We start from the raw sequence: 13859 nt of genomic DNA, 5'->3' as shown, positions 1-13859 counted from the left end.
GTTTAAGTTCGGTTAAAAAACCGCTTCTTGGTTCCAGTTGTCAAAGAACGGTGTTTCTAGAAATAATTGCGACACAGTCTGAATTAGTCATTGATTTTAGGAGATAGCAGATGATAGAAAAAGCACGTATCTCAGACGGTAAACAGATTCAGTCGTTGATTAATACCCATGCTAAAGAAGGAAAGATGCTCGAAAGATCAGTTTTGGAAATTTATGAATCTATAAGGGATTTTTTTGTTTTCAAAAAAAATGGCAAAATAGTCGGAGTTACAGCCCTTCGTATTTATTGGGATGACTTAGCCGAAATCAGATCCGTAGCTGTCCTTAAGTCCGAAGCAGGAAAAGGCATTGGAGAAAAACTACTGAAAGCTTGTTTTAAAGATGCAAAGCAGCTTGCAATAAAAAAAGTTTTTGTGCTGACGTATATACCTGAATATTTTAAAAAGTATGGTTTTAATGTCGTTGATAAATCAATACTTCCGCATAAAATCTGGAAGGATTGTGTGAAGTGTCCAAAGTTCCCTGATTGCGGAGAAGTACCGATGGTTAAACAAATATAAAAGCAAATTCTAAGATTAAAGCACTAAGCGCTAAACAAGGAAGATTATTAATATAAGTACAATGATTTTATTTGGGATTTAGAATTTTGATCTTAGTGCTTGATTTCAAGAGGGGGTTTTTATGAAAATACTTGTTATTGGTTCGGGCGGTCGTGAACACGCAATTATATGGTCTTTAAAGAAGAGTCCTAAGGTTGATAAAATCTACTGTGCGCCGGGAAATCCGGGTATTGCGGAATTGGCTGAATGCGTAGATATTAAGGTTGATAATCTTCAAGGGCTTCTTGATTTTGCAAAGAAAGAAAAAATTGATGTTACTGTTGTCGGACCGGAAATACCGCTTTCACTGGGGATAGTAAACCTCTTTGAGGGTGAAGGGTTGAAAATATTCGGCCCAAACAGAGAAGCGGCGCTTATTGAGGCCAGTAAATCATTTGCTAAAGAATTCATGCGTAAGTTTAGTATTCCCACGGCAAAATACCAGATGTTTTATGACACTGAAAAAGAGGAAGCGATTAAATATATTAAGAGTCAGGGAGCCCCCATTGTAATAAAAGCTGACGGTCTGGCAGCAGGAAAGGGAGTAATAGTAGCTCTGACAGTACAAGAAGCTGTTGCCGCAGTGGAAGATATTTTAGGGAACAAGGTCTTCGGTTCAGCCGGCGGGAAAGTAGTTATAGAAGAGTTTTTAGAAGGAGAAGAAGCCACTCTGCTTTGTTTTGTGGATGGACTAACCTCAATCCCCATGGTCTCATCTCAAGACCATAAAAGGGTTTTTAATAACGACAAAGGTCCAAATACCGGCGGTATGGGAGCCTATTCTCCGGCGCCTGTATTGAAAAAAGATATTGAAAATGCTATAATAAGTAAGATTTTATATCCTACAGTACTTGGTATGCATTCAATAGGAAAGCCGTATAAAGGCGTACTCTATTTAGGGATTATTATGACTAAAGAGGGGCCGAAGGTAATAGAATATAACGCAAGATTTGGAGATCCTGAAACACAGGTTGTTTTGACACGGTTAAAAACTGATTTGCTTGACATAATACTTGCGGTTATTGACGGAAAACTTGACAAAATAGAAGTAGAATGGGATTCAAAACCTACAGTATGCATTGTTATGGCTTCAGGCGGATACCCCGGCAAGTATGAAAACGGCAAAATAATAACAGGAATAAAAGAAGCCGAAAATCTGGGAGATGTTGTAGTTTTTCATGCCGGTACTGACAGCAAAAATAATCAGGTTGTAACAAACGGAGGCAGAGTACTTGGCGTGACCGCCTCGGGTAATGATTTAAGACAGGCAGTTGACAAAGCTTATAAGGCTGTTTCGTTAATAAACTTTGAAAAAGCGCACTATCGAAATGATATCGCGAGAAGAGCATTTGAAAGAAATGACTAAGCACCAAAGAGATTGACTAAGTACTAATGACTATTGACTATTTATTGTAGGCGGGTAAAAATTCCCGCTATATTTAATAAATTATAACTCCATAAATAGTCAGTAGTCATTAGTCAATAGTAATTATTTTTTTATAGGGAGGATTAATGCAAACACCGGAATACAAATTAACACGTGAAGCATTTGCAGAAACAATCGTAAGGCTGGGGAAAGATAATAAGAATATTGTTGTACTTGACGCCGATCTGGCAAAATCAACAATGACTAATAAATTCTGGAAGGCATATCCTGACAGGTTTTTTGATATGGGTATTGCTGAACAAGATATGATTTCTACGGCTGCAGGTCTGGCGACTACAGGAAAAATCCCTTTTTGTGCTACTTATGGCGTATTTTTACCCGGAAGATGCTGGGATCAGATTAGAATCTCAATCTGCTATGCAAATTTAAACGTAAAAATAGCAGCTGCTCACGGCGGCGTTTCAGTAGGCGCAGACGGGGCGACGCATCAGGCAATTGAAGATGTCGCGCTGATGCGATGTTTACCAAATATGAAAGTAATTATGCCCTGCGATGCCATTGAAATGGTGAAAGCAGTTGAAGCAGTTACTGCAGCTTATGGTCCCATGATGCTCCGGTTTGGAAGAGAAAAAGTACCGATACTGACAAAGAAAGAGGATAAATTTGAGATAGGTAAGGCAAATATGCTTCAAGAGGGAAGTGATGTTACACTTATCGGCGGCGGCGGGCTTATTTTGTTTGAATGTTTTAAAGCTGCGGAAGAACTTGCAAAGGAAAGGATTTCATGCAGAATTTTAGATATGCATACTATAAAACCTCTTGATGAAGAAGCAATTTTAAAAGCAGCAAAAGAAACAGGAGCTCTGGTTACTTGCGAAGAACATCAGGTTATGGGCGGAATGGGAAGCGCGATAGCCGAAGTTGTTGTGCAAAAATATCCGGTCCCTATGGAATTTATCGGGATTAAAGACAGGTTTGGAGAGTCCGGTACTCCTGTCCAGCTTTTTGAGGAGTTTGGGCTTTCTGCAAAATTCATTGTACAAGCTGTAAAAAATGTTTTAAAAAGAAAAAAAGCTTAAGAAAAAGGCTGTGGTTTGGAAAGTCCTCAGTCTATTAGATTAAAAAGAACTCCCGGAGATAAAATGAATGTACTGTTCAGGTTTGTTTTCTTGTTGTTTTTTTCAGTATCTCTTTTTGCTGTGCCGCCTGCACCCGGAAAGATCATCAATAAAGGAATGCCTAAAGACAGTGTTAAGAGAATCTATAGTATTAATGAAATGAAAGCAATGGGTTATTCTCCTGATAAAATTCAAAAAGCTTTGAGTACAACTCTTGGCACAATAAAGTTGGCAGTTGTTTTTGTTGATTTTGATGACGTAAAGTTCAATGAAAATGGCGGAACCGGAGGTTCTATTCTTCCCTACGTTTCCAGGCTAAATATAGCTACAGGAACAAAGATTGTAACTGAAACAGGATTACTTAAAGATTTGATGAATTATATTGCAGAATGCTCCTATGGCAAAATGACTTTGGAAGTGTATCCTTTTACAGGGCCGCTTGGAAAAGGATACAATTTGTCAGGGAGTACAGTTTCAACTTATGGTAAAACAATTACTATCGGAGGAAACATTATTGAAGAAGCAGGAGTTGTCTCCGGAGAATTATTTAGAGATTCTATAGCCAAAGTTACGAGTACAAGTGCATTTACTATAACAAATGCAACATATAATGCCTTAATGGTTGTCCACGCCGGTATTGGAGAAGAATCCCCCACCGGAGTTACTGATGATGACATCTGGTCTGTTTTTGTCGAATGGGATCCTTCCTTCGGATCTGCAGGCGGTTTTTTTGAAGGTGAAACAGTTCCGGCAATGGAATCAACAGGATACTATCCTTTTGGCGTGCTTTGTCACGAATTTGGGCATCAGCTTGGACTTCCTGACCTTTATCAGACTATTGCTCCAAAAAATTCGAGAGTAGGCAAATGGGATTTAATGGACTACGGTTCCTGGGTGAATAACGGGGCAAACCCGCCTCATATGTCCAGTTGGAATAAAATATTAATTAATTGGATGATCCCGACGGTACAGAGTTCTTCAACTACACTGACAATTAATTCTTTTGAAAGTTCGAGCGGGAATTGTTTTAAAATTCCGATTCTAAGCAGTACGACGGAATATTTTCTTTTTGAATACAGGAGGCAGGCAGGTTTTGATAGTAATCTCCCGGGAGAGGGTGTGTTAGTCTGGCATATCGATGATTCAATAGGCTCTTTAGCCAATAATGATATTAATAACGGCACGATTTATAGAGTAGCTCTTGAAGAAAAAGATGACGACAGTGATGTCGGATTTACTTCCAGAGGAGAATCTACAGATCCCTTTGACGGGGCCGGAGATCTTTTTACCTCTCCTCAAAGTGACAGTTACTCCGATGGTCCCAGTAAAATTACTCTTTCAAATTTTTCGGGAAGCGGAACCGCAGTAATGACTGCTAAACTTTTTGCAATTCCGGCGACAACGAATATTGTATTCAATAAAATGTTTAATTATCCGAATCCGGTAAAAAATGCAGCAAGCAGCACTATACGGGCTGTTTTTTCCAGAAATGTAACTGCGACAGCGCTCCGGATCTATACCATAGCAGGCGAGCTGGTTATGGAAGCGGCATTGGCCCAAAACGATTCAGTAAGCGCTGCAAACAATGAATGGATCTATGAATATAATTGGGATTTGAAAAATTCCGACGGTAGAGCGGCAGCAAGCGGTATATATGTTTATGTGATTTCCGCTCAGGTTAATTCCCAGTCTCAGACCAAGACCGGGAAAATTGCAATAATAAGATAAAAACAAAAACAAATTACTAATGACGAATGACTAGTGACTATTTATGGTAGGCGGAATAAAAACCTCCGCCATGTTTAGATTTTAGAGATATCACTCCTTAAATAGTCAATAGTCATTAGTACTTCGTCAATATCTTTATAAAGGAATACCAAGATGAATATTAAATACACCTCACCGAGAGGGACAAAAGATGTTTTACCCGCTGAAACAGCAAAATGGCAGTATATTAAAACTGTCGCAAGGCAGGTTCTTAACTCTTTCGGGTATGAAGAAATAATAGTTCCGATGTTCGAACATACGGATCTATTTATACGGGGTATAGGTGAAACTTCGGATATTGTGACAAAAGAGATGTATACCTTTTTGGATAAAAAAGGCAGAAGCCTGACCCTCCGTCCGGAAGGTACTGCAGGTGTTGTCAGAGCTTATTTGCAAAATGGTCTTTATAATAATCCTGCGCCTGTTAAATTATTTTACATAGGCTCTATGTTCAGATACGAACGCCCTCAAGCCGGAAGATTTAGAGAACATGTTCAAGTCGGAGTTGAGGCTTTTGGCAGCGCCAGCGCGTATCTTGATGCTGAAGTTATAGCGGCGGTAGTAACGATTTTTACAAAGCTGGGGTTAACGGGTCTGATAACGCAGCTCAACTCGATAGGCTGTAAGGATTGCCGTCCCAAATATATAGAATTCTTAAGAGCACATTTTGTGAGGAACAATGCCGGATTGTGTGAGGCTTGCAAGGTTCGTGCAGAGAAGAACCCGCTTCGTATTCTTGACTGTAAAGAAGAAAGCTGCAAAAAGATAGTTGCTAACGGAAAGCTTCCGAAAATGAGCGACTATCTTTGCGTGAATTGCAAAAATCACTTTGAAGAACTTAAAGACGGGTTACAACTGTTAAAGGTTAATTATAAATTGAACGATTCTCTTGTCCGGGGTTTTGATTATTATACGGGTACGGTTTTTGAAGTGCATTCCGAAAAACTTGGAGCTCAAAGTGCTATTATGGGCGGAGGAAGATATAATAACCTTGTGGAGGAGTTTGGCGGGGAAAAAACACCGGCCGTTGGTTTTGGTTTCGGTTTAGAGCGTCTCGTTTCGGTTATCGATGCTCTGGAAATTAAATTGCCGGTTGAAAATATACCGGATCTTTTTATTGTTCATCTTGGAAAACCCTCGATGATGAAAGCCCTGAAATTGGCGGAAGAATTGAGACAGGCGGGTAAATGCGTTCAGATGGTATATGAAGAAAAAAATATAAAGAACCAGATGAAAGCGGCTGATGTATTAAAAGTAAAACTTGTGGCTATTATTGGTGAAAATGAACTTAAGGAAGGTGTTGTGACTCTAAAGAATATGTCTGATGGTTCACAAAAACCTGTAAAAATGGAAAATTTGAAAGAAGAGTTAGGGGGCTAATTATAATGTTACGGTCAAATTATTGCGGGGAAGTAAATGCAGTTCATTTAGGAAAAGAAGTAAACCTGTTCGGATGGGTAAACACCTGGCGGGACCACGGCGGAGTAATATTTATTGACCTTAGGGACCGCACAGGAATTGTTCAACTCGTATTTAATCCCGGGATAAATAAAGAATTGCATGAAATCGCAGGAACGGCAAGAGATGAGTATGTTTTAAATATTAAAGGTATTGTTGAAAACAGACCGGAAGGCACTGTAAATAAAAACCTGTTTTCCGGTGAAATTGAAATCAAGGTTACTGATGTAAAAGTTTTAAATGCAGCAAAAGCTTTACCTTTTCAAATAAGAGACGATATTAACGTCGCAGAAGAGATAAGACTGCAATACCGCTATCTGGATTTAAGGCGTCCAAAAATGTTCAAGAATTTTCATTTGCGCCATAAAGTAACTTTTCTTGTAAGGGATTACCTTGATAAACAGGGTTTTCTGGATGTAGAGACTCCCATACTACTTAAGAGCACGCCTGAAGGCGCGAGGGATTACCTGGTCCCGAGCCGTGTTAATCCGGGAGAATTCTACGCTCTGCCTCAGTCGCCTCAGATGCTTAAACAGACCCTGATGATCTCGGGTTTTGATAAATACTTCCAAATTGCAAAATGCTTCAGAGATGAGGACTTAAGAGCCGATAGACAGCCTGAGTTTACGCAAATAGACATAGAGATGTCTTTTGTTGAAGAAGAGGATATTATGACCCTGACGGAAGGGATGATATCCTATGTTTTTAAGAATGCTCTGGGAAGGGATATTAAACCGCCTTTCAAACGCCTTACCTATGATGAAGCTCTGGGTAAATATGGCACAGACAAACCGGATTTAAGGTTTGATCTTCAGCTTGTGGATATAACGGAAGTTGCAAAAAATGCAGAATATAAAATATTCGCCAGTGTCGCTGCTGCCGGAGGAATAATCAAAGGACTTAATGCAAGAAAATGCGGTTCTTTCTCAAGAATGGAAATTGACAAATTGATTGAATTTGTTAAAACCTTCGGCGCTAAAGGTATGTCCTGGTTTAAAGTTGAAAACGGAAAGATGGAATCAAATCTTACCAAATTTTTCAGCGAACAGATACTTTCTGAGATGAAAGCGGCTTTTAAAGCGGAAGACGGGGACTTAATACTGGTCATTGCCGATAAATTTGAAGTAGTGAATCAGGCCTTGGATTTTTTAAGAAGGCACCTCGGGGAAAAACTTAATCTTATAGATAAAGATGCATATTGTTTTGAGTGGATTACGGACTTTCCTTTGTTCGGCTGGAATGAAGAAGAAAAAAGGTTTGATCCTCTTCATCATCCGTTTACCTCTCCTAAAGAGGAAGATCTGAAATACTTTGATACTGCACCGGGTAAAATGAAAGCCAGAGCTTACGATCTTGTTCTAAACGGCTTGGAGCTGGGTGGAGGAAGTATCAGAATTCACAGCAGAGCAATTCAGGAAAAAATGTTTAAAGCCATCGGAATAACCGATGAACAGGCAAAGGAAAGATTCGGATTTTTGCTTGAAGCTTTTGAATTTGGAGCGCCTCCTCACGGCGGTATTGCCTTTGGACTGGATAGAATAATGATGCTGCTTCTTAATGAATCCTCAATTAGGGATGTAATAGTTTTCCCCAAGACTCAAAAAGCTCAATGCCTGCTTTCAGGAGCTCCGTCTAAAGTAGAAGAAAAACAACTAAAGGAACTTCACATTAAAACAATAGAGCTCATAAAAAAGGAGGAAAAGAAACCGCTTGATAACATAAATTAATATTTTTACGGAGGTGTAAGATGATTAAACGGTATTTGATTATTTTTGCAGTAATTGTACTTGTTTTTCCAAGTTTTGCAGAAGAAGAAGTAATTTCAGACAAGGCTAAAGAAGCTATTCAAAAAGCAATAGCGGAAAGAGAAGCTGATGCAAAAGCAAGGGAGGAATTCAAGGCAAAGACCTCAAAGACAGGCGGTGTTACGTTAAGCATTCCGGGGAAATTATTATATCGTGGTAATGTTGAAAAGACTACTTCGGATAAGTATAATTCTAATATAATAATAATAAAACTTAAAGATGGAAAACTCTTGAGAGTTCCTTTTGGTACAATGTTTACAAGAGACACTAAACCTCTTTTTTTAGGAAATATATCACCCGGCATCCAGGTGGCAATAGTAACTGATTTACCGCCTACGCCCCAAAACTGGGTTGGCGGAGAACGTTCAAAAAATATTCCTTGTACAATAAGCAAAACTACTAAAATATATTGCGGAAGTGATGCGGATGATCTTACCAAGTATTATCCGCCGCCAAAACCGGCTTACCGTCCGACAAAACCAAAAAAAAGATAAAAAGGAGAAAAAAATGAAAAATATATTATCTTGTTTTGTTTTTTTAATTGTTTTTGCTTCGAATATGTTTGGAGTTTCCTTTGCGGATTTTAATCTTTATCAGTCAGATGTGTTACTGAACCCTTTCGCAAGGGATCTTGGCTCCTGTCTGGGAGGCGGTTATTTTTCCGGTAATAATCCCGGATTTCCGGGTGTAGATGTAAACGCTAAATTTGTAATTCTGGATAAGCCTTCCGCAGATAATATTATTCTTCCTGCAAACACACTGATAGGGCTGCCATATGTTCAGGCGGAAATCGGGCTCCCGATGGACTTTTCTATAGTGGCAAGAGGTATGACTTTGACTATTGACGGTGCCAGTATTGTTCTTATTGGAGGCGGGATAAAATATAAACTGCTTAATGACTCGTTAGCTATGCCCGGGATTGCTGTGCTTGCAACGTACGGTACTATTTCAGGAGTTCCTTCTTTTGACGCAAGTACCATCAGTTTTAATGTTTCAATAAGCAAGAGTCTTTCTCCCCTGCCTTTAGCTGTTTTTATATATGGAGGGATGGATATGTCAAATGTTTCCTCCAAGGTTCCTGGTTTTACCTCTATAAAAGGAACAGCTACTAATTATAGAGTAAATGCAGGAGCAAGATTCAGTCCGTTACCTTTATTTTATATCTCAGGAGATATGAGTTTATTTGCAGAAATAACAAATTATAATATTGGGGCAGGAATAAGTTTCTAGTAATGAAACAAATATCGAAAAATATAAATGTAAAAGACACCAGAGAAGCAATTAACATCTTTGGTACTAATGATGAAATCCTCCGTTTTATAGAGAAAGAATTCCGGGTTAAATTGATCGCAAGGGGTCATTCTTTGATTGTTAACGGAGGAAAAGACACAGTATTAGTTGTAGAAAATATATTTAATAATCTCAAGAGTATGCATAATGACGGAGAACATATTCATCTTGAAGCTGTAAAAAAATTGTCTTCACTCTATAAAGACGAAGAAAGAGCTGCATCAGTAGATTTATTAGTCAGCAATGAAAATGCTGTGGCTGTTCCGTCAAAAAAACGCTTTATTAAACCCAAGACGGACGGTCAGAGAAAATATATTGAAGCCATTAGAAAGCGCGATATGATATTTGCAATAGGGCCTGCCGGCACGGGGAAAACTTATCTTGCAGTGGCAATGGCTGTTTCTGCACTGCAATCAGGCTCTATTGACAGAATAGTCCTAACCAGACCTGCGGTTGAAGCGGGAGAAAAACTGGGATTTTTACCGGGAACTTTTCAGGAAAAAGTTAACCCGTATCTCAGACCTTTGTACGATGCAATGTATGATATGATGGACATTGAGCGTTTTATGGAGCTAATGCAAAGAGATGTTGTAGAGGTTGCTCCTCTTGCTTATATGAGGGGAAGGACTCTTAATAATTGTTTCATTATTCTTGATGAAGCGCAAAATACCACACCTGAGCAGATGAAAATGTTCATAACCCGTCTTGGCTTTGGATCTAAGGCGGTTATAACCGGAGATACTACCCAGATAGACCTTCCAAAAGAGAAAGAATCCGGATTGGTGTTTATTGAAAGAATACTTAAAGATATAAAGGAGATCATCTTTATACATCTTACAGCAAGGGATGCGGTGAGGCATGATCTTGTGCAAAAAATAATAGTTGCATTTGAGAAACATGATAAAAAGTAATAACGAAATAGAAATTATTTTTAATAAAGTCAAATCCGGATACAAGCGGTTTTCAAAAGCTAAGGTGAAAGCGGTCATTGGCATTCTGTTAAAGAAAGAACGGATAAAAAAGTCTGTTACAGTTGTTTTTACTGATGATGAGACTATAAAGAAACTTAACCGGTTTTACAGATACAGGAACGAAATCACCGATGTTTTATCTTTTGAATATGGAAAGAGTTCGGAGATTATGGGAGAAATCGTTATATCTCTCCAAACAGCAAAGAAACAGTCGTTAAAATACGGTAACAGTTATTTAAAGGAAGCATTGATATTGTTAATACACGGTTTTTATCATATTTCAGGATACAGGCACTATAAGAGGTCAGATTATAAAGAAATGAAAGAAAAGGAAGAGTCTGCGATTAAATTGTTAATAAAGAAAAGGATGCTATTTTAATGGATATTCTGCTTGAAGCGTTTGTACTCGGGATTTTTCTTTTACTTCTTTTCGGATTAGGCGCTTTTTTTTCAGGAGTAGAAACAGCGCTAATATCGTTGAGCAGATCAAAAACAAAGCTGCTTATTAAAGACAATCCAAAAAAAGAAAAGCATATGACTATCTGGCTTAAAAACCCAAATGACGTACTTTCAACTCTATTAATTGGAATTAACGCTGTGGCAGTTGCCTCTGCCACATTAAGTGCGACAATGGCAGACGAAGTATCTGTGCATTTTGGACTAAATAAAGCACTGCTTACGGCTCTAAGCGGAATACTTGTAACATTCATTATTATAGTTTTTGGCGAAATAGTTCCGAAGATATATGCGATCCATAATGCCGAAAAAACTGTCAAGCTTACAATTGTTCCGTTGTATTATTTTCATAAATTAATAAATCCTTTTACGCGTCTTTTTACCAGGATAGGAGTAAAAGTAGTTAAATTGTTTGGTGGAAAAGCAGATGAAAACACTCCGATGATAACCCGGGAAGAGATTAAATCTATGGTAAGATTAGGTGATGAGGAAGGTATTCTGAGGTCAGACGAAAGTGCAATGTTAAAAAATGTTTTTAAGTTCAACGAAAAGGTTATAAAAGAAGCAATGATACCTATAAGTAATACTTTTTGTGTGAATATCAACGACAATATTAATCAAATATTGAAAGCAACTGCAGAAGAAGGACATACAAGAATGCCTGTATACAAAGATGATAAAACTAATATAGTCGGGATAATCCACGGAAAAGATCTGGTTAATCTATGGATAAATAAAAAACTTTTTGTGCTGCAGGATCTTATGAGAGATCCTTATTTTGTAAATGAAAATAAGAAAATAGCTGACCTTCTTGCACAATTTAAAAACGGGAAAATCCATATGGCAATAGTTAAAAATAATGAAGGTCTCATAACAGGAATGATAACATTAGAGGATGTATTGGAAGAAATTGTGGGAGACATTAATAATGAGGCAGACTCAGAAAATGTTGAAAAACAAAATTAAACTTACGGGGGTTTTTGGTTGTCCGATCAAGCATACGCTCTCTCCGATTATGCATAATGCTGCTTTTAAAGCATCGGGGCTGAATTATATCTACCTGCCCTTTGAAGTAAAACCAAAAGAATGTGCCGGACTTATTATATTGCTGCCTAAACTGGGATTTAAAGGGGTTAACATAACGGTTCCTCTCAAACAAACAGCTTATCGTTCTGTAGATTTTCTAACGAGTAGTGCGAAAATGTCAAGATCCGTTAATACGATAAAGGTAAAAAACGGGAAACTCTACGGTACCAGCACAGACGGTGAAGGTTTGTTTCAAAGTCTAAAACATGATGCGGGATTTAATATTAAGGGGAAAAATATAATCATTCTAGGAGCCGGAGGAGCCGGAAGATCAGTTGCAGTTTATCTTGCAGTCAAAGGTGCGAATCGTGTAATCGTTGCAAATAGGACAAAAAAGAAATCTTTGCAAGCAATAAAACTTATAAATACTTATGCGCCAAAAACAGAGGCTATTTCGGTCCCGCTTGAAGAAAAATGCATAAAAAGGTTTTCCCTTACTTCAGATTTGATAATAAATGCAACTTCCTTAGGATTAAATAAGAATGATAAACCTGCAATTGGTTCAAAAGCTTTTAGAAAAGATATTATTTTTTATGATATGATTTATAATCCCGGGTTTACATCAACAATGAAAGCCGCAAAACGAGCAGGAGCCAGGGTTTACAACGGACTTGGGATGCTTCTTTATCAGGGTGCAATATCATGGGCGTTCTGGACCGGGAAAAAAGCGCCTATTCTAGTTATGAAGAAAGCTCTGGTAAAAGCAAATTTGAAGAACGAAATAAAAATTTGAAACAATAGCAAACCTCAAAAAAGAAGTGTAATAAAAGAGTTGTTTTCGGGTTTTGTTTCAAGTTTCGGATTTAGAATTTCGAATTTGCCTTTAATAAAGGTGGGGTGGCAATGAAGACCGCGCTATATTGGGAAAAATCAGGTGACAAAGTACGTTGTCTTCTATGTCCGCATTATTGCCTTATTTCTGAAGGAGAAAATGGGCTTTGTAAAATTAGAAATAACATTGGCGGAACGTTAGTTACAACTATATTTGGAGAAGTAACTTCAACAGCTATAGATCCTATAGAAAAGAAACCGCTTTATCATTATCTCCCCGGGTCTATGATTTTTTCTGCAGGTACAAATGGATGTAATCTTGCTTGCCAATTTTGTCAGAATTGGGAGATTTCTCAAACTCCGGATTCAGGCAGACAAAAAATGTCAAGCGATGAAATCATTAAAGCAGCTCTAAATGCAAAATCTTTTGGAGTAGCCTACACTTATAATGAGCCTTTTATTTGGTTTGAGTTTGTGCTGGAAACGGCTAAAAAAGCTAGAAAAGCAGGACTAAAGAATGTATTAGTAACCAACGGTTATATAAACAATGATCCTCTAATGGAATTATTACCTTATATAGATGCAATGAACATAGATTTAAAGGCTTTTAAACAAGTGTTTTATCGGGATATTTGTAAAGGTGATGTTGAAACTGTCAAAAGTACTATAATAAAATCTTTTGAAAAATGCCATATTGAGCTGACAAATTTGCTTATTCCTTCACAAAATGACACAGAAGAAGAGCTGAATGCTATGGCAAATTGGGTTGCTGATATTTCACCGGATATACCCTTTCATCTTTCAAGATATTTTGCTCAATATCAGATGAAAAGCAGTCCAACTTCTATAGTTGCACTTGAAAAAGCAAGAGAAATACTATCAAAAACAGTTAATTATGTCTATATTGGCAATGCAAATGTAAAAGATGGCAGCACAACAAAATGTTATAAATGTAAAAATCTTCTTGTTACTCGCACTGGATACAGTATCTCGAATATTAAAATAGTGAACGGTAAATGCGGATACTGTGGAAATTCTATATATGGAACTTTTTAAGAAACATATAAGGATGTCTTCCAGCGATTCCGCAACTATAATAAATAGCCCTATAAAAACCTGTATATACCCTGAGAAAAACGATTATTACCTGT

13 protein-coding genes are annotated in these 13859 nt (G+C 37.8%); all 13 read left to right on the top strand.

What is annotated here, in order from left to right; all coding sequences use genetic code 11:
• Positions 1 to 110 precede the first annotated feature (110 nt).
• The 13 genes from A2536_00560 to A2536_00500 all read left to right on the top strand — a co-directional run bounded on the left by A2536_00560 (position 111) and on the right by A2536_00500 (position 13764).
• Positions 111 to 560, top strand: coding sequence for a GNAT family N-acetyltransferase (locus tag A2536_00560; protein OGF44939.1), 450 nt, complete (start codon positions 111 to 113; stop codon positions 558 to 560).
• Between the two features lie 121 nt (positions 561 to 681).
• Complete coding sequence (locus A2536_00555; protein OGF44938.1) at positions 682 to 1965, top strand: phosphoribosylamine--glycine ligase; 1284 nt, start codon at positions 682 to 684, stop codon at positions 1963 to 1965.
• 146 nt (positions 1966 to 2111) lie between these two features.
• Positions 2112 to 3065 carry a transketolase gene (locus A2536_00550; GenBank protein ID OGF44937.1) on the top strand — a complete coding sequence of 318 codons (954 nt, stop codon included), beginning with the start codon at positions 2112 to 2114 and terminating at the stop codon, positions 3063 to 3065.
• 63 nt (positions 3066 to 3128) lie between these two features.
• Positions 3129 to 4832: a hypothetical protein gene (locus tag A2536_00545; GenBank protein ID OGF44936.1), complete on the top strand. Its 1704-nt coding sequence runs from the start codon at positions 3129 to 3131 to the stop codon at positions 4830 to 4832.
• A 153-nt stretch (positions 4833 to 4985) separates the two neighbouring features.
• On the top strand, positions 4986 to 6251 hold the full coding sequence (locus A2536_00540) for a histidine--tRNA ligase (protein ID OGF44935.1): 1266 nt from the start codon (positions 4986 to 4988) through the stop codon (positions 6249 to 6251).
• Positions 6252 to 6256: 5 nt separating this feature from the next.
• A complete protein-coding gene (locus A2536_00535; protein OGF44934.1) occupies positions 6257 to 8056 on the top strand; it encodes an aspartate--tRNA ligase in 1800 nt (599 codons plus the stop codon).
• A 20-nt stretch (positions 8057 to 8076) separates the two neighbouring features.
• The gene (locus tag A2536_00530) at positions 8077 to 8628 is read left to right on the top strand and encodes a hypothetical protein (protein OGF44933.1); all 552 of its coding nucleotides are present in this window, start codon (positions 8077 to 8079) and stop codon (positions 8626 to 8628) included.
• 13 nt (positions 8629 to 8641) lie between these two features.
• Positions 8642 to 9364: a hypothetical protein gene (locus A2536_00525; GenBank protein ID OGF44932.1), complete on the top strand. Its 723-nt coding sequence runs from the start codon at positions 8642 to 8644 to the stop codon at positions 9362 to 9364.
• A 2-nt stretch (positions 9365 to 9366) separates the two neighbouring features.
• Complete coding sequence (locus A2536_00520) at positions 9367 to 10335, top strand: phosphate starvation-inducible protein PhoH (GenBank protein ID OGF44931.1); 969 nt, start codon at positions 9367 to 9369, stop codon at positions 10333 to 10335.
• A complete protein-coding gene (locus A2536_00515; protein ID OGF44930.1) occupies positions 10322 to 10774 on the top strand; it encodes an rRNA maturation RNase YbeY in 453 nt (150 codons plus the stop codon). The genes A2536_00520 and A2536_00515 overlap by 14 nt, the downstream gene beginning before the upstream one ends.
• Positions 10774 to 11817 carry a hypothetical protein gene (locus A2536_00510; GenBank protein OGF44929.1) on the top strand — a complete coding sequence of 348 codons (1044 nt, stop codon included), beginning with the start codon at positions 10774 to 10776 and terminating at the stop codon, positions 11815 to 11817. Before A2536_00515 ends, A2536_00510 begins: the two co-directional genes overlap by 1 nt.
• Entirely contained in the window at positions 11798 to 12670 is an 873-nt protein-coding gene (locus tag A2536_00505; protein OGF44940.1) for a shikimate dehydrogenase, read from the top strand. Before A2536_00510 ends, A2536_00505 begins: the two co-directional genes overlap by 20 nt.
• Before the next feature lie 110 nt (positions 12671 to 12780).
• Complete coding sequence (locus A2536_00500) at positions 12781 to 13764, top strand: AmmeMemoRadiSam system radical SAM enzyme (protein ID OGF44928.1); 984 nt, start codon at positions 12781 to 12783, stop codon at positions 13762 to 13764.
• Positions 13765 to 13859: the final 95 nt, after the last annotated feature.

The sequence above is a fragment of the Candidatus Firestonebacteria bacterium RIFOXYD2_FULL_39_29 genome (genome assembly GCA_001778375.1).
In the GTDB taxonomy this organism is placed as follows: domain Bacteria; phylum Oederibacteriota; class D2-FULL-39-29; order D2-FULL-39-29; family D2-FULL-39-29; genus D2-FULL-39-29.
This window is presented reverse-complemented; position numbering and strand designations above follow the sequence as displayed.

Excerpts from the sequence above, each read along its gene's own strand:
- A2536_00530 (OGF44933.1), top strand. The coding sequence starts at position 8,077 with ATGATTAAACGGTATTTGATTATTTTTGCAGTAATTGTACTTGTTTTT.
- A2536_00515 (OGF44930.1), top strand. The coding sequence starts at position 10,322 with ATGATAAAAAGTAATAACGAAATAGAAATTATTTTTAATAAAGTCAAA.
- A2536_00545 (OGF44936.1), top strand. The coding sequence starts at position 3,129 with ATGAATGTACTGTTCAGGTTTGTTTTCTTGTTGTTTTTTTCAGTATCT.
- A2536_00535 (OGF44934.1), top strand. The coding sequence starts at position 6,257 with ATGTTACGGTCAAATTATTGCGGGGAAGTAAATGCAGTTCATTTAGGA.
- A2536_00540 (OGF44935.1), top strand. The coding sequence starts at position 4,986 with ATGAATATTAAATACACCTCACCGAGAGGGACAAAAGATGTTTTACCC.
- A2536_00505 (OGF44940.1), top strand. The coding sequence starts at position 11,798 with ATGTTGAAAAACAAAATTAAACTTACGGGGGTTTTTGGTTGTCCGATC.
- A2536_00525 (OGF44932.1), top strand. The coding sequence starts at position 8,642 with ATGAAAAATATATTATCTTGTTTTGTTTTTTTAATTGTTTTTGCTTCG.
- A2536_00560 (OGF44939.1), top strand. The coding sequence starts at position 111 with ATGATAGAAAAAGCACGTATCTCAGACGGTAAACAGATTCAGTCGTTG.
- A2536_00500 (OGF44928.1), top strand. The coding sequence starts at position 12,781 with ATGAAGACCGCGCTATATTGGGAAAAATCAGGTGACAAAGTACGTTGT.
- A2536_00555 (OGF44938.1), top strand. The coding sequence starts at position 682 with ATGAAAATACTTGTTATTGGTTCGGGCGGTCGTGAACACGCAATTATA.
- A2536_00520 (OGF44931.1), top strand. The coding sequence starts at position 9,367 with ATGAAACAAATATCGAAAAATATAAATGTAAAAGACACCAGAGAAGCA.
- A2536_00550 (OGF44937.1), top strand. The coding sequence starts at position 2,112 with ATGCAAACACCGGAATACAAATTAACACGTGAAGCATTTGCAGAAACA.
- A2536_00510 (OGF44929.1), top strand. The coding sequence starts at position 10,774 with ATGGATATTCTGCTTGAAGCGTTTGTACTCGGGATTTTTCTTTTACTT.